This window comes from Minwuia sp. (assembly GCF_048007105.1).
In the GTDB taxonomy this organism is placed as follows: domain Bacteria; phylum Pseudomonadota; class Alphaproteobacteria; order Minwuiales; family Minwuiaceae; genus Minwuia.
Genome location: NZ_CP180352.1, coordinates 3,470,761 through 3,485,155, shown reverse-complemented (window position 1 = coordinate 3,485,155; position 14,395 = coordinate 3,470,761). Strand labels below are relative to the sequence as shown.

At 67.1% G+C, this 14,395-nt stretch carries 14 protein-coding genes and 3 pseudogenes; 11 read left to right on the top strand and 6 right to left on the bottom strand.

Annotated elements, in window-relative coordinates; translation table 11 throughout:
- The 3 genes and pseudogenes from trpC to ACMVY4_RS16880 form a co-directional block, all read right to left on the bottom strand.
- A pseudogene (gene trpC / locus ACMVY4_RS16890) lies at positions 1–817 on the bottom strand (indole-3-glycerol phosphate synthase TrpC).
- Positions 817–1,842, bottom strand: coding sequence for an anthranilate phosphoribosyltransferase (gene trpD / locus ACMVY4_RS16885; protein ID WP_416900339.1), 1,026 nt, complete (start codon positions 1,840–1,842; stop codon positions 817–819). The pseudogene trpC and the gene trpD overlap by 1 nt, the downstream one beginning before the upstream one ends.
- Before the next feature lie 5 nt (positions 1,843–1,847).
- Positions 1,848–2,426, bottom strand: coding sequence for an anthranilate synthase component II (locus ACMVY4_RS16880; RefSeq protein WP_416897152.1), 579 nt, complete (start codon positions 2,424–2,426; stop codon positions 1,848–1,850).
- A gap of 161 nt (positions 2,427–2,587) precedes the next feature.
- On the opposite strand from ACMVY4_RS16880, the gene ACMVY4_RS16875 reads away from it, so the two are divergent.
- From ACMVY4_RS16875 to ACMVY4_RS16850, 6 genes and pseudogenes are all read left to right on the top strand, one after another.
- Complete coding sequence (locus ACMVY4_RS16875) at positions 2,588–3,238, top strand: tetratricopeptide repeat protein (RefSeq protein WP_416897151.1); 651 nt, start codon at positions 2,588–2,590, stop codon at positions 3,236–3,238.
- 41 nt (positions 3,239–3,279) lie between these two features.
- Positions 3,280–4,572, top strand: a complete 1,293-nt coding sequence (locus tag ACMVY4_RS16870) for a PQQ-binding-like beta-propeller repeat protein (protein ID WP_416897150.1) — start codon at positions 3,280–3,282, stop codon at positions 4,570–4,572.
- A gap of 10 nt (positions 4,573–4,582) precedes the next feature.
- On the top strand, positions 4,583–5,938 hold the full coding sequence (gene der / locus ACMVY4_RS16865; RefSeq protein ID WP_416897149.1) for a ribosome biogenesis GTPase Der: 1,356 nt from the start codon (positions 4,583–4,585) through the stop codon (positions 5,936–5,938).
- Entirely contained in the window at positions 5,935–7,314 is a 1,380-nt protein-coding gene (locus ACMVY4_RS16860) for a cytochrome P450 (protein WP_416897148.1), read from the top strand. The genes der and ACMVY4_RS16860 overlap by 4 nt, the downstream gene beginning before the upstream one ends.
- 28 nt (positions 7,315–7,342) lie before the next feature.
- A pseudogene (locus tag ACMVY4_RS16855) lies at positions 7,343–8,116 on the top strand (CoA transferase); the annotation flags it as partial.
- Positions 8,013–8,528: a CoA transferase gene (locus tag ACMVY4_RS16850; RefSeq protein ID WP_416897147.1), complete on the top strand. Its 516-nt coding sequence runs from the start codon at positions 8,013–8,015 to the stop codon at positions 8,526–8,528. The pseudogene ACMVY4_RS16855 and the gene ACMVY4_RS16850, both read left to right, overlap by 104 nt.
- Positions 8,529–8,592: 64 nt before the next feature.
- Here ACMVY4_RS16850 and ACMVY4_RS16845 read toward each other — a convergent pair whose 3' ends face one another.
- From ACMVY4_RS16845 to ACMVY4_RS16835, 3 genes and pseudogenes are all read right to left on the bottom strand, one after another.
- Positions 8,593–9,696 carry a M48 family metallopeptidase gene (locus ACMVY4_RS16845; RefSeq protein ID WP_416900338.1) on the bottom strand — a complete coding sequence of 368 codons (1,104 nt, stop codon included), beginning with the start codon at positions 9,694–9,696 and terminating at the stop codon, positions 8,593–8,595.
- 2 nt (positions 9,697–9,698) lie between these two features.
- Positions 9,699–10,400, bottom strand: coding sequence for a DUF898 family protein (locus ACMVY4_RS16840; RefSeq protein ID WP_416900337.1), 702 nt, complete (start codon positions 10,398–10,400; stop codon positions 9,699–9,701).
- A gap of 70 nt (positions 10,401–10,470) precedes the next feature.
- Positions 10,471–10,974, bottom strand: a pseudogene (locus ACMVY4_RS16835) (DUF898 family protein); the annotation flags it as partial.
- A 169-nt stretch (positions 10,975–11,143) separates the two neighbouring features.
- Between ACMVY4_RS16835 and ACMVY4_RS16830 the strand changes: the two are divergent.
- From ACMVY4_RS16830 to ACMVY4_RS16810, 5 genes are read left to right on the top strand one after another with little or no spacing between them, the layout of a single operon-like run.
- Entirely contained in the window at positions 11,144–12,514 is a 1,371-nt protein-coding gene (locus tag ACMVY4_RS16830) for an aspartate aminotransferase family protein (RefSeq protein WP_416897146.1), read from the top strand.
- Entirely contained in the window at positions 12,511–13,221 is a 711-nt protein-coding gene (locus ACMVY4_RS16825) for an SDR family NAD(P)-dependent oxidoreductase (RefSeq protein ID WP_416897145.1), read from the top strand. Before ACMVY4_RS16830 ends, ACMVY4_RS16825 begins: the two co-directional genes overlap by 4 nt.
- A gap of 12 nt (positions 13,222–13,233) precedes the next feature.
- On the top strand, positions 13,234–13,473 hold the full coding sequence (locus ACMVY4_RS16820; protein WP_416897144.1) for a DUF6868 family protein: 240 nt from the start codon (positions 13,234–13,236) through the stop codon (positions 13,471–13,473).
- A gap of 21 nt (positions 13,474–13,494) precedes the next feature.
- Entirely contained in the window at positions 13,495–13,938 is a 444-nt protein-coding gene (locus ACMVY4_RS16815; protein WP_416897143.1) for a nuclear transport factor 2 family protein, read from the top strand.
- Positions 13,935–14,312 carry a VOC family protein gene (locus ACMVY4_RS16810; RefSeq protein ID WP_416897142.1) on the top strand — a complete coding sequence of 126 codons (378 nt, stop codon included), beginning with the start codon at positions 13,935–13,937 and terminating at the stop codon, positions 14,310–14,312. The genes ACMVY4_RS16815 and ACMVY4_RS16810 overlap by 4 nt, the downstream gene beginning before the upstream one ends.
- Positions 14,313–14,395: the final 83 nt, after the last annotated feature.

The window sequence follows — 14,395 nt, the reverse complement described above, 5'->3', positions numbered from 1 at the left end:
TCAGGAGGCCGCCTGCAGGCCGGCGGGCTGCAGCAGGGTGCGCACCGCCTCGGCGACGTCGTCCTGGCGCATCAGGCTCTCGCCGATCAGGAAGCTGTGGCAGCCGGCGCGGGCCATCCGGTCCAGATCGGCGCGGCCGCCGAGACCGCTCTCGCTGACGGTGATCGCGCTCGCCGGCAGGGCGGCGGCGCAGGCCTCGGTGGTAGCAAGATCGACATCAAGAAGTCTTGAGATTTCGGTTGTTTACGCCGATCAATTCAGACTTCAGATGAGTCTTGGCGCGCTCCAGTTCCTCCAGATCGTGCACCTCGACCAGCACATCCATGCCGTAACCGAACGCAGCGGATTCCAGTTCCGCCGCCTGCGCGTCTGACAGCGCTGCCATGATCAGCAGGACGCAGTCGGCGCCGAGGCCGCGGCTTTCCGCGATCTGGTAGGGATCCAGCATGAAGTCCTTGCGCAGCACCGGGATCGTCACCGCGGTCCGGGCGGCGACCAGATAGGCGTCTGCGCCCTGGAAATAGGGCGCGTCGGTCAGCACCGAAAGACAGCTGGCGCCGCCGGCCTGATAGGCGCGGGCCAGCGACGGCGGATCGAAGTCCTCCCGGATCAGCCCCTTGGACGGCGAGGCCTTTTTGATTTCGGTGATCAGCCCGTAGCGGCCGGCATCCTGATGCGCCTTCAGCGCGGCCGCGAAACCGCGGGGCGCGTCCTGGGCCTTCGCCGCGGCCTCGACGGCGGCGAACGGCCGTTCGGCCTTGCAGCGGGCGATGTGGTCGCGCTTGTCGTCGCAGATCCTGTCGAGGACGGTGCCCATCAGCTTTCCGGCGCTTCGTTGGTGATGCGGGCGAGCTTCGACAGTGTGCGGGCGGCGGCGCCATTGTCCAGCACCGCGGCAGCCATCTCCGCGCCTTCCTTCAGGTCGGCGGCCCGGTCGGCGACGATGAGGCCGGCGGCGGCGTTCAGCAGGACGATGTCGCGGAAGGCGTTCTTCGCGCCGTTCAGCACCGCATCCAGGGCTGCCGCATTCTGCTCCGGCGCGCCGCCCTTCAACTCGTCGGGGCTGGCCTCCGGCAGTCCGGCGTCGGCGGGCGAGACCTCGAACGTGCGGACCTCGCCATTTGCCAGCTCGGCGACGAAGGAGGGGCCGGTCGTGGTCAGCTCGTCCATGCCGTCGGAGCCGTGCACGACCCAGACCTTCTCGCCGCCCAGCGCCTTCTGCACATGCGCCAGCGGCTCGACCCACTGCTTCGCGAAGACGCCCATCAACTGGCGTTTCGCCCCGGCCGGGTTCGACAGCGGCCCCAGCAGGTTGAAGATCGTGCGGGTCCCCAGCTCGACGCGGGTCGGGCCGACATGGCGCATCGCGCCGTGGTGCCGGGGCGCCATCAGGAAGCCGATCCCGGCCTCGTTCAGCGACCGCTCGATCAGCGGGAACGGGCAGTCGATATTGACGCCCAGCGCGCCCAGCACGTCGGCGGCGCCGGTCTTCGACGACAGCGCGCGGTTGCCGTGCTTGGCCACCGGCACGCCGCTCGCCGCGAGAACCAGGGCGGCCGCGGTGGAGACGTTCCATGTGCCCTTGGCGTCGCCTCCGGTGCCGCAGGTATCGATGGCCCCCGCCGGCGCCCTGACCGATTCGGCGCGGGCGCGCATGGCCATCGCGCCACCGGTGATCTCATCGACGGTCTCGCCGCGGACCCGAAGCCCCATCAGGAAGGCGCCCATCTGGGAAGGTGTGGCGTTGCCGGACATCATGATGTCGAAGGCCGTCTTCGCCGCATCGACCGGCAGGCGCTCGCCCTCGGCAACGCGTCCGATCAGCGCCTTGAAGGTGTCCATGTCATTCATTGCAGCACTCCGGCGAGCTTCAGGAAGTTGCCGAGAAGCGCGTGCCCGTGCTCGGAGGCGATGCTCTCAGGGTGGAACTGGACGCCGTAGACGGGCCGGTCGCGGTGCCGGAGGCCCATGATGTGCCCGTCGTCGGTCTCGGCGGTGATCAGCAGGTGATCGGGCAGCGACTCGCGTTCCACGGCCAGAGAATGGTAGCGGGTGGCGCGGAAGCGGTCGGGCAGGCCCTGGAAGACGCCGTCGCCCTCGTGGTGCACCTCGGAGGTCTTGCCGTGCATCAGTTCGCTGGCCAGCACGACCTTGCCGCCATAGGCCTGACCGATGGACTGATGCCCCAGGCAGACCCCGAACACCGGCAGGTCCGCCGGCGCCTTTTCCAGCAATTCCAGTGAGATGCCGGCACTTTCCGGACGCCCCGGGCCGGGCGACAGCACGATGGCCTGGGGCTTCATCGCCAGCGCCTCGGCGACCGTCAGCACGTCGTTGCGCTTGACCACGATCTCCGCGCCCAGCTCGCCCATGAAGTGGACGAGATTGTAGGTGAAGCTGTCATAGTTATCGATCAGCAGGATCATCGGCCGGGCGCTCGTCCTGAAAGGGGCTTGAAGTGCGGCGGCAACAAATCAGTGCGCCCGCGAACCGTCAAGCAGGACATGGCCGTTGCAGCCGTTTGCATCGGGGCGGTGCAGCGTCTATCTAGACGGGCGATTTCACCGTAGCGACGGGCGGACAGTACGTGAGCGACGATCTTATTTTCCGCGAGGTGGACGAGGATGTCCGCCGCGAAAAGATGGAAACGATGTGGAAGCGCTACGGCGGCATGGCGGCCGGCGTGGCGGTGCTCATCATTGCGGCCGTCGCGGGATCGGTCATCTGGAAGGACATGCAGCAGTCCGAGCGCGAGGAGCAGGGCGCCCGCTTCGAGCAGGGCATGAACCTGCTGGCGGCGGATCAGTTCGCCGATGCGGCCGCCGCCTTCGAGTCGCTGGCGGTCGATGGCAATGAAGGTTACCGCCTGCTGGCGGCGCTGCAGGCGGCCGATGCGCGGGCGAAGGCCGGCGACGGCAGCGCGGCGCTGGCGGCCTATGACCGTTTGCTCGAGGGCGATGCCGGCGGTGAGCGCTATGACGATCTGATCCGCATGAAGGCGGCGCTGCTGGCGCTCGAGGTCGAGAGCGCCGACGGCGCCATTGCGCGCCTGGGCAGCGTGCCCGACGCCGAGGGACCCTTCCGCACCGCAGCGCGCGAGATCCGCGCTTCCGCGCTGCTGGCGAAGGGCGACCGCGATGGCGCCATCGCCGAACTGAAGGCGATCGCCGAGGACGCGGCCGCGACGCCCGCCCAGCGCGACCGCGTGAACCGTTTCCTGCTCTCTCTCGGGGGCTGACGTCATTGGCCGCATTTCGACTGGCAGCTTCCCTGACCCTCATGGGCCTCCTGCTCGGCGGGTGTGACACGGTCAATGGCTGGTTCACGTCCGAGAAGCAGCCGCTTCCCGGCGAACGCATCTCCGTCCTGGCGCTCGACAGCAAGCTGGAGCCCGACGAGTCCGTGCAGGACCTGACCGTGGCCCTGCCTGCGCCCTATGTGAATGCCGAATGGCCGCAGGCCGGCGGATCGACGGCGGCGGTCATGCAGCATCCCTCGCTTTCCGAAACCATCCGGCAGGTCTGGAGCGTCGATATAGGCGCCGGCGGGGGCGGTGAGGAAAAGATCGTCGCCCGGCCCGTGGCCGCCGGCGGCTTCATCTACACCATGGACGCCCGCGCCCTGGTCACGGCCTGGGATCAGGAGACCGGCGCCGAGCGCTGGCAGGTCGGCTTTGCCCGCCGCGGCGAGGAGCTTGGCGAAATCGGGGGCGGTCTGGCCGTCGGCAGCGGCGTGCTCGTCGCCACGACGCCCTATGGCGAGGTCTACGCGATCGATCCCAGGACGGGCGAATATTTCTGGCGCATCGACGTCGACGGACCCATCCGCGGCGCACCGCTGGTCGCGAACGACCGTGTCTACGTTCTGGCGACCGAGAACCGGCTGATTGCGTATGACCTGCGCAACGGCGAGGAGATCTGGCAGCATCAGGGCCTGCTCGAGACTGCGGAACTGATGGGCGCTCCGGCGCCGACCGCGGCGGGGCCGTTCGTGCTGGCGCCCTATTCGTCAGGCGAGGTCTATGCGCTCCGCGCGGATACCGGCCAGTCGATCTGGTCGGACCAGCTGGTCCGCGCCCGCCGCATCACCCCGCTGGGCTCGATCAATGACATCAACGGCATGCCGGTGATCGACGAGGAACGTGTCTACGTTGTCAGCCAGGGCGGATATCTTGCGGCGCTGGACCTGCGGCGTGGCAACCGGGTCTGGGATCAGGAGCTTGCTGGAAGCGAGACGCCGTGGCTCTCGGGCGATTTCCTCTATTTGGTCACGTCGGAGGCCGAACTGGTCTGCGTCTCGACACTTGACGGCGGCGTCCGCTGGGTGACGCAGATGCCGAAGTTCGAGAACAACGAGGACCGCGGGAACCGCGTCATCTGGGTGGGACCTGTGCTGGCAGGGGACCGCCTGATCCTGGGCAGCAGCCAGGGGCAGGTTCACACCCTTTCGCCCTATGACGGGCGCGCGCTCGGCCGGATCGATGTCGGTGCGGGTGTCTCCGTGCCGCCGATCGTGGTCGACAACACGCTCTACATCGTCACCGACGACGCCGAACTGATCGCCTTCCGCTGAAGGACCGCGCGTGAGCCTTACCGTTGCCATTCTGGGCCGACCCAATGTCGGCAAGTCGACGCTGTTCAACCGGCTGGTGGGCAAGCGCATGGCGCTGGTCGACGACCTGCCGGGCGTGACCCGCGACCGCCGCGAGGGCGAGGGGCGTATCGGGACGCTGCAGTTCCGCGTCATCGACACGGCCGGGCTGGAAGAAGCTTTCGACGACAGCCTCGAGGCCCGCATGCGCCGCCAGACGGAAGCCGCGCTGGCCGAGGCGGATGTGGCGCTGATGCTGATCGACGCCCGCGCCGGCGTGACGCCCCTGGACAAGCATTTCGCGGGCTGGCTGCGCGAACAGCCGACGCCGGTGATCGTCTGCGCCAACAAGTGCGAGGGCAAGGCGGGCGAGGCCGGGCGGCTGGAGGCCTTCGAACTCGGTCTGGGCGAACCCCTCGGAATTTCCGCCGAACATGGTGAGGGGCTGATCGACATGGCCGACGCCATCATCGCGGCTGTGCCGGAGGGCGGCAGGTCCACAGACGGTGAGGCGGAGACCGTGAAGCCGCTGATGCTGGCCGTGGTCGGGCGTCCGAATGCCGGAAAGTCGACGCTGATCAACCGCCTGATCGGCCAGGACCGGCTGCTGACAGGGCCCGAGGCCGGGATCACACGCGATTCCATCTCGATCAACTGGACGTGGCGCGACCGTGCCATCCGCCTGTTCGACACCGCCGGCATGCGCCGCCGGGCGAAGGTCGAGCAGAAACTGGAAAAGTTGGCCGTCGCGGACGGCCGCCGCGCACTGGACTTCGCCGAGGTCGTCATACTGCTGGTCGATGCGATGCAGGCGCTGGAGAAGCAGGACCTGGCGATCGCGCGCCAGACCCTGGACGAGGGCCGGGCGCTCGTCATCGCCATCAACAAGTGGGATCTGGTCGAAGACGGGGCCGAGGTGCTGTCCGGCGTCCGCTACCGGCTGGAGCATCAACTGGCCCAGGCCCGCGGCGTCCCCATCGTGACGCTCTCGGCGGTCACCGGACGTGGCATCGACCGCCTGATGCCGGCGGTGCTGAAGGCCGAAGAAGCCTGGAACCTCCGGGTTCCCACGGCGAGGCTCAACGCGTGGCTGGAAGAGATGACGGCCCGGCATCCGCCGCCGCTGGTCGGCGGCCGCCGTTTCCGCATCCGCTACATCACCCAGGCCAAGGCCCGCCCGCCCACCTTCGCGCTGTTCACCTCGTCCGGCGGCTCGCTGCCTGAAAGCTACGAACGCTATCTCGTGAACGGGCTGCGGGACACATTCGGGCTGAAAGGCGTGCCGGTCCGCATTAACCTGCGCAAGAGCAACAATCCCTACGAAGGAAAGGCGCAGCGCCGCAGATGAGCGTCACCGACAGCGAGCGGCCCGTCTTCCGTCACCGCGGCCCCGAGCGGCGGCTGGGTCTGGTCGAGAGCCTGCGGGTCATGCAGGACAATGTGGTCGATCTCTACCCGCCCTACATCTTCGACAAGGACTGGTCGGTCCGCCGTTTCGCCTTCCAGACCTTCATCATTCTGAACCGCCCGGACCTGATCAAGGAGATGCTGGTCGACAAGACCGACATCTACTCAAAAGGTCGCCTCAACCGCCAGATTCTGGGGCCGGCCCTTGGCAACGGGCTGCTGACGTCCGAAGGCGATTTCTGGAAACGGCAGCGCCGCATCGCCGCGCCGGCGTTCCACTTCCGCAAGCTGCAGGTGCTGGCCGACATCATGGTCGACTGCGCCGAAGCGCTGAACGAGCGCTGGGAAGAACACGCCGACACCGATCGTCATGTCGACATCGCCCACGAGATGATGCGGATGACCATGGAGATCGTGGCGCGGACGCTGTTCTCCTCCGACATCGTGCGCGACATCGACCGGCTGGGCGACGCCATCGGCATCCTGATCGGAAATCTGGGCCGGCTCTCGACGATCGACCTGCTCGGCCTGCCCGAGTGGATGCCGCGGTTCCGCGATCCCCGGGTCAAGGAGGCGCTCCGCACGTTGGATGAGATGATCCTCGGGATGATCGAGAACCGCCGCGGCGAAGGCGAGGGCGCGCGCGAGGACCTGCTGCAGATGCTGCTGGACGCCCGGGATCCGGAGAACGGGGAAGGCATGTCCGACAGGCAGCTTCGCGACGAGGTGCTGACCCTGTTCGCCGCCGGTCACGAGACCACGGCGCAGGCTCTGACCTGGGCGTTCTATCTGCTGTCGCAGCATCCGGAGGAAGAGGCGAAGTTTCACGCGGAGCTGGATGCTGAACTCGGCGACCGCCGGCAGGGCTTCGACGACATCCGCGACCTGCAGCGGACGCGGATGATCTTCGAGGAGACGCTGAGGCTCTTCCCGCCGGCCTTCTCCATCAGCCGCACGGCCGAGAAGGCCGACCGTCTTGGGGGCGAACTGGCCGTGCCCAAGGGCGCCATCGTCTCCGCGTCCCCCTACATCACGCACCGCAATCCCAAGCTCTGGCCGAATTCGGAACTGTTCGATCCGGAACGTTTCGCCGATCACGAGGTCCACGGGCGTCACAAGCACGCCTATTTTCCCTTCGGCGCCGGCCAGCGCATCTGCATCGGATCGGGCTTCGCCCAGATCGAGGGACAGCTGGCTCTGGCGGTGATCGGGCGGAAATACCGTCTGCGTCTGAAGCAGGGCCACCCTGTGCACCCGCAGGGACGCGTGACGTTGCGCCCGCGCTTCGGTATGAGAATGCGGATCGAGAAAAGATAGACGGCATTCACTTCGGGGGAGGGAGACAATGTCGGGAGTGCTCAGCGGCTACCGGGTTCTGGATTTCGGCCGTTACATCGCAGGACCTTACTGCGCCACACTGTTGGCGGAATTCGGTGCGGACGTGATCCGCATCGAGAAGCTGGCCGGGTCCGAGGACCGCTGGACCACGCCGGTCAACGATGACGGCATCGGTGCCCTGTTCCTGCAGATCAACCGCAACAAGCGCGGCATGACGCTCAATCCGATGAAGCCGGAAGGCCAGGAGATCGTGCGCAAGCTGGTGGCCACGGCGGATGTCGTCGTCGCCAACCTGCCGCCACAGGGCCTGAAGGCGATGAAGCTGGATCTGGAGAGCCTGCGCGAGGTCAAGCCGGACATCATCCTGACCACAGGTTCGGCCTATGGCCATGGCGGCCCCTACAGCGACCGTGTCGGCTTCGACGGCATCGGACAGGTCATGTCGGGATCGACATACATGTCCGGCTCCGAAGAGCAGCCGGTTAAGTTTGCGGGTCCGTGGGTGGATTTCACCACGGCCATGTCGTCGGCCATCGGCACGCTGGTTGCGCTGATGCACCGCGACAAGACCGGCCAGGGGCAGATGGTCGAGGCTGCGCTGGTGCGCTCGGCGCTGACCATCGGCAACGCCACGCTGATCGAGCAGGCGATCACCGGCATCGGCCAGCAAGCCGACCATGAACCGCGGCCAGACCGCGGGTCCCTCCGATATAATCCCGACCAAGGATGGCTGGATCATCGTGCAGGTGATCGGCGCGCCGCTGTTCAAGCGCTGGTGCGAGATGGTTGGCCGGCCGGAGCTGGTCGACGATCCACGCTTCAAGGACGATCTGGCGCGCGGCGACAATGGCGAGATTCTCTGCGACATCGCCCGCGAGCACGCGAAGGACAAGACCACCGACGAGGTGCTGAAGCTCTATGCCGCCGCCTCGGTGCCGTCGAGCGCGCTGCTCAGCCCGCAGCAGGCGCTGGACGATCCGCACATCCAGGCCATGGGCTTCCTGCAGGATGTCGACTACCCGAACCTGCCGAAGCCGGCGCCGGTCGCGTCGGCGCCGATCAACCTCTCGGAAACACCCGGCGGCATCCGCCACCGCGCTCCGACGCTGGGCGAGCACACCGACGAGATCATGGCCGAACTCGGCTACGACGCCGCGTCGCTGGCCGATCTGCGCGAGAAGCGGGTGATCTGAAACATCTCTGTCGCCCCCGGGTCTGACCCGGGGGCCTCAGGGTCAATGCAGACCGCCGCATCGATCATTGCGGCGATGGCCGCTCCGCCTGCCCGCAGATCCCCTTCAGCGCCTGCCATTCGGCGTCCGTGAGGATGCGCCCCTCGCCCTGACTCTCGGCGCGGATGGTGGCGGCGCGTTCGCCGGAGGCGGGGTGGCTGACCAGATAGCGGAAGGCGCCGGCCTCGTCCTCGCCTTCGTCGCCGTGATCGGGCGCGCGCTCGAAAAAGGCGGCCATGCCGCCGGCGGTGACGCCGATCCGGTTCAGGGTCTCGATGGCGTAACCGTCGGCTTCCCGTTCGGCATCGCGGTTGTAGGACTGCGAGACGAGGATCGTGCCGGCGGTCCGGCCGATCGAGCCGAACTCGCCCGGCGTCACGATGCTGATCAGGGCGTCGATGGCCTGGCCCTGCAGCAGCCGCTGCATGCCGTGGCGGTACTGCGCGTGGCCGATCTCATGCGCAATCACGCCGGCAACCTCCTCGGCGCTCTCCGCCTCCTTCAGCAGTTCCTCGAAGACGATCACCGTCCCGCCGGGCAGGGCCAGGGCGTTGACGATGTCGACCGGCGCGACGCGGACATCGACCGGAATGCGCAGTTCGCGGCCGTCGATCAGTTTCGCGGTCATCTTTTCCAGCGCGGCGAGCCCTTCAGGCTCTTCGCAGCGATCTCCCGCCTTCTCGAAGAACGCGGTCAGCGTGCCCATGGTCTCCTCGCCAAGTTCCTTCTCGTAGGAGAGCGGGACAAGGGCCACCGCCAACGTTGTGAGCGCGGGCAGGCTGAAGAAGATCAGCGCGATCACGCCGATGGTCGCGCCGCCGATCATGGCGACGCGCCGCAGGTCGAGACCCAGCCGGTCCCGCGACTTCGCCATCACCCCGGGCATCAGCGATTTCAGCTCGGTATCCGCCACCACGCTGTCGAAGACCAGCCGCGCCTCGCCATAACTGTCATGGGCCATGCGTGGGACGCCGCCGACCCGCTCGACCAGAAGCAGGCCCGATACCGGCCAGACATGGTGTTTGCCGTCGGCGTCGAAGCTCAGCCCGTCGGCGGTCGCCTGCACCTGGACGCGATGCTCCCTGGCTGTGACGCCATCTGTGTAGCGGGCGGAAAGCGGTGTGGACACGATCAGGCCTCGCCGAAACCGGCGTCGAAGACCATGCCGAAGCCCTCGCCCTGGCGCATGCGGGCGATCTCGGCCTGGCGGATGCTGCCGACGTCGATGGTCCCGGTCACGGTCGTGGCCTGCACCCGCGCCTTCCAGAGGCCGTGCACGATGATGATGTTGCGCACGAAGCCGAAGGCGATGAAGGCGAGGAAAGCCAGCACGAAAGGCCCCGCCGGTCCGAGGACGACCACCAGAAACACCCCGGGAATGCCGACGATCACCGCCGTCAGCAGAACGGCCCGGACATAGGCGGACAGGAAACTCTGCCATCGGATGGCCCCGTGAAACCGGAGGTCCTCCAGCGAGATGCCGCTGACGTTGACATTGAACAGCCGAGCCCGGAAGACGGCATAGGCGACGAACAGCAAGATGTAGGCGACCGGCAGGGTGATTCCGGCCGCCATCCAGATCCAGTTGCTCTCGCCTTCCTGGAACATGCCCTTCAGAGGATTTTCGCCCTGCAGCGCCGCGAGGATGCCGAAGGTCGCCAGGCCCGCGAACGGAATGACGATGGCCAGCAGGCCGATCAGCCAGACGGGTAGCCACCCCTTCAGAAGGTCGCGCGCCGACGCCCTGAAACGGAACTGGCGGTCGCCGACGTAGCTCTGGTTGTAGGCGTAGCCTTCTGTGCTGATCAGCAGCCAGGGATAGGCGAGTCCCAGTGTGGCAAGAGTTCAGCGCCGCGCGCGGAATGGCGAGCTTCAGGAGGGTTCCACGCCGGCCGCCCTGCCGCAGCCGGATGCCACGCCACGACGTCATCGCCAGCCAGTAGCGGCGCACGGACCAGGTGATGTAGGCGAAGAATGTCAGATAGACGATCATGAACAGGATCGTGCCGATGCCGCCGATGATCATGGCGGTGGTGCTGGGTTCCTCGCCGAACGCCCGCTGGATCAGCAGGCCCTGGACCTGATCGTTCACCAGATTGATGATCGAGAAGATCACCGTGATGATGATGAAGCCGAGGAAGATCTGGCCGCCAGTGCCGTGATACTCCAGCGGCGAGCCGTTCACCCTGGTGTGCGACCAGAGATATTTCCGGATCCGCGTCCGGCCCCAGAAGGAATAGATGCCCAGCGTGATCAGGCTCAGGAACGCGTTGGTCAGCGCCAGCCGGCCGATATCCTGCCAGCGGCCCTCATAGGACAGCGAAACGGTTTCAGGACCCTGTTCGGGCGGTTCGGTGTCCGGGACGGTCGGCGGACGGGGCGGCGCATCCGGATCCTGCTGGATCATGCCGTTCGACAAATCGGGGCCGTCGTCATCCGTCATCGAACGGGTCTGCCATGCTGTACCGAACCGAGGGCAACCATGCCGGGAAGCGGGTGGAAGGTTCAACCCCGTAACCGTCTCGCATTCGGCTCCGCGCGCGCTATTCTCTCGCCCGACGCTGAGGGAGGCCGACATGAACGACCACACGCCGCGGCATGGCCGCAACGAACCGTCGTCGATGTTCTTCTGGCCCACCGCCGACCGTCCGGTCGCGGTGAAGGGCGACGGGATCTACATCTGGGACGATGACGGACGGCGCTATGTCGACGCATCCTGCGGACCGCAGACCACCAATATCGGCCACAACAACCGCGCCGTGGTCGAGGCCATGCGGGCGCAGATGGACGACATCTGCTTCGCCTTCCGCAGCCATTTCAAGAACGGCCCGGCGGAGCGGCTGGCCGACCGGCTGGCCGTACTTGGGGCGCCCAAAGGGCTGACGCGTGCCTTCTTCTGCTCCGGCGGTTCCGAGGCCGTGGAGGGCGCGATCAAGCTGGCGCGCCAGTACGCCATCGCGAAGGGCGAGGCCACCCGCTACAAGATCATCTCCCGGCTGCCCTCCTATCACGGCTCGACGCTGGGCGCGCTCTCGCTCACCGGCGATCCGCAGATGTTCGCGCCCTTCGCGCCGATGATGCAGACCCAGCCGAAGATCCCCGCGCCCTTCGTCGTGGAACGGCCAGAGCACGAGAGCGAGGACGAGGCCGCACTCCGCTACGCCAACATGCTGGAAGACCAGATCATTGCTCAGGGGCCGTCCACGGTGCTCGCCTTCATCGTCGAGCCGATCGGCGGCGCGGCGACCGGGGCGCTGACCCCGCCGGATGTCTACTACGCCCGGGTTCGGGAAATCTGCGACCGCTACGGGCTGCTGCTGATCTATGACGAGGTGATGTGCGGCTCCGGGCGGACGGGAAGGTATCTCGCGGGCGAACACTGGCTGGCGAACCCGGACATTGTCGCCATGGCCAAGGGGCTCGCCGCCGGCTACGTGCCGCTGGGCGCGGTGATGGCGCGCGGCGACATCGTCCAGACCGTCGAGGACGCCGGCGGCTACGCACACGGCCATACCTATTCGGCCGGGCCGCTTGCCTGCGCCGCGGGGCTGGCGGTGCTCGACGTGCTGATGGACAACGACCTTGTCGCCAATGCGGCCGAAAAGGGCGCTGTCCTGAAGGCCAGGCTGGAGGGCCTGATGGACGAGTTTCCCTTCATCGGCGAGGTCCGGGGCAAGGGCCTGATGCTTGGCTTCGACGTCATGGCCGACCGCCAGCAGCGCATTCCGCTGCCGCCCTCGCTCGACGCCGGCAGCGCCATCGCGCAGGCCTGCTACGACCGAGGTCTGATCATCTATTCCCGGCGCATGCTGGATGGCGTCCGCGGCGACCACTTCCTCGTCACGCCGCCCTTGAATGTCACCTCGGAGGAAATCGATTTGATCGTCGAGCTTCTTCGGCAGGGCCTGTCCGATTTCGCGCCGAAGGCGGCGGCGGTGATGGCGTGAGCGTGCAGGGGAAGATCATCGTTATCACCGGCGCGGCAAGCGGGATCGGGCGCGCCATCGCCGAGGGCTTTCACGCCGACGGCGCTGTCGTTCTCGGCGCTGATGTGGCCGGGATGGACGGCGACTGGCCGTTCGAGATGGTCCGCTGCGACGTCGCCGACGAGGCCCAGGTCAAGGCGCTCATCGATGGCGCGGCAGAGCGGCACGGGCGGCTGGACGTGCTGTTCAACAATGCCGGGCTCGGCTTCCGGGTGCCGGTCGGCGAGCATGCGCCGGGGCAGTTCGAGAAGCTGATCGCGGTGAACCTGTTCGGTCCCTATTACGGCATCCGCGCCGCGCTGCCGGTTATGAAGGCGCAGGGCGGCGGGCATATCGTCAACACGCTGTCACGGGCTGCCGAGGTCGGCGGCAAGGGCTTCGCGGCCTATGGCGCTTCCAAGGGCGGACTCTACACCCTGACTCGTTCGGCGGCGCGCGAGGCGCTGGACGACGGCATTCTGGTCAACGGGCTGATCCCGGGTCCGACGAAGTCCGGCATGAACCCCAACGCACCGCAGGACCCTGCGGACGTCTACCCGACGGCGCGATGGCTCGCCGGCTTCGGGCCGGGCGATCCGACGGGCCGCGTCTTCTGGAACGAGCAGGAATACCGGATCTACGACGAGGCCAACGTGGCGTTCGACCGGGAGATCCGGCCATCCGGTTAGGGAGGAGCCGCCATGACGCAGGATCAGTGGACCGAGTTGCTGGGATGGTGTCTGGTCGTCAACTACGCCGTGCTGCTGATCTCGACGGTCTATCTGGCGGCGTTCCGGGAGGCCGGACTGCGGCTCCACAGCCGCCTGTTCGGGCTGCCGGAAACGCGCATCATGGAGGTCAGCTTCCAGTATCTCGCCGCCTACAAGGTGCTGGTGCTGGTGTTCAATCTGGCGCCGTGGCTGGCGCTGCAGATCATGTGACAGGCCGGGGAGGGCCGACGGATGAACGACATGGACCGCATGCTGATCGAGCGCGCCTGCGAACGGCTGATGATCGAATACTGCCATTTCGTCGATCACGGCGAGGCCTCGAGGATCGCCGGACAGTTCACCGATGACGGCGTCTGGACCTCGCCGGAGAACACCATGTCCGGCAAGGCGGAAATCGAGGCCGGGTTCAGGCGGCGCGAGGCCGCGACCCACAGGCGCTCGCGCCATGTCTGCAGCACGGCCCTGGTCGATGTGATCGACGAGAACAACGCGACGGGGGTCGTCTACCTGACGCTTCACCGTCATGACGACAAGGACCGGCCGGAGCGGGTCCGTCCCTCCGATGTGCCGGACATCGTTGGCGAATACCGCGACACCTTCGTGCGCACCGATGCGGGTTGGCGCTTCAGCAGACGCGAGATTGCGGTCGACTTCGCGCGCGGCGCGAAACCTTGATCGATCACGTCTCGGTCCAGGTTCGCGATCTGAAGCGGGCGGCGGATTTCTACCGGAAGGTCTTCGCGCCGATGGGGTTCGAGGTGCTGGCAGACCGGCCGGCGACCGTCGGCTTCGGCAAGCGCTACCCGGAATTCTGGCTCAATGCGCGTCCCGATTCGGCGGGCGTCGCCGCCGACACCGGCTATCACGTGTGTCTCAGGGCTCGGGACCGGGAGACGGTCGACGCCTTTCACCGGATCGCGCTGGCCGAAGGCGCTGTCGATGACGGCGCGCCGGGCGAGCGTCAGGGGCAGATGACCGTGTATTACGGGGCCTTCATCCGCGACCCTGACGGCAACCGGATCGAGGTCGTGACCTTCCCGCGGGACTGAGTCCCGCGCGACACGGCTTTTCCGCCGCGTCCAAACATGCTCAATATCGGGCCAATCAAGAACGGGGCAGGGGAGACGTGCCG

Coding starts and splice junctions, on each gene's coding strand:
- ACMVY4_RS16870 (WP_416897150.1), top strand. CDS start 3,280: ATGGGCCTCCTGCTCGGCGGGTGTGACACGGTCAATGGCTGGTTCACG.
- ACMVY4_RS16815 (WP_416897143.1), top strand. CDS start 13,495: ATGAACGACATGGACCGCATGCTGATCGAGCGCGCCTGCGAACGGCTG.
- ACMVY4_RS16830 (WP_416897146.1), top strand. CDS start 11,144: ATGAACGACCACACGCCGCGGCATGGCCGCAACGAACCGTCGTCGATG.
- ACMVY4_RS16860 (WP_416897148.1), top strand. CDS start 5,935: ATGAGCGTCACCGACAGCGAGCGGCCCGTCTTCCGTCACCGCGGCCCC.
- ACMVY4_RS16820 (WP_416897144.1), top strand. CDS start 13,234: ATGACGCAGGATCAGTGGACCGAGTTGCTGGGATGGTGTCTGGTCGTC.
- trpD (WP_416900339.1), bottom strand. CDS start 1,842: ATGGACACCTTCAAGGCGCTGATCGGACGCGTTGCCGAGGGCGAGCGC.
- ACMVY4_RS16880 (WP_416897152.1), bottom strand. CDS start 2,426: ATGATCCTGCTGATCGATAACTATGACAGCTTCACCTACAATCTCGTC.
- ACMVY4_RS16850 (WP_416897147.1), top strand. CDS start 8,013: ATGAACCGCGGCCAGACCGCGGGTCCCTCCGATATAATCCCGACCAAG.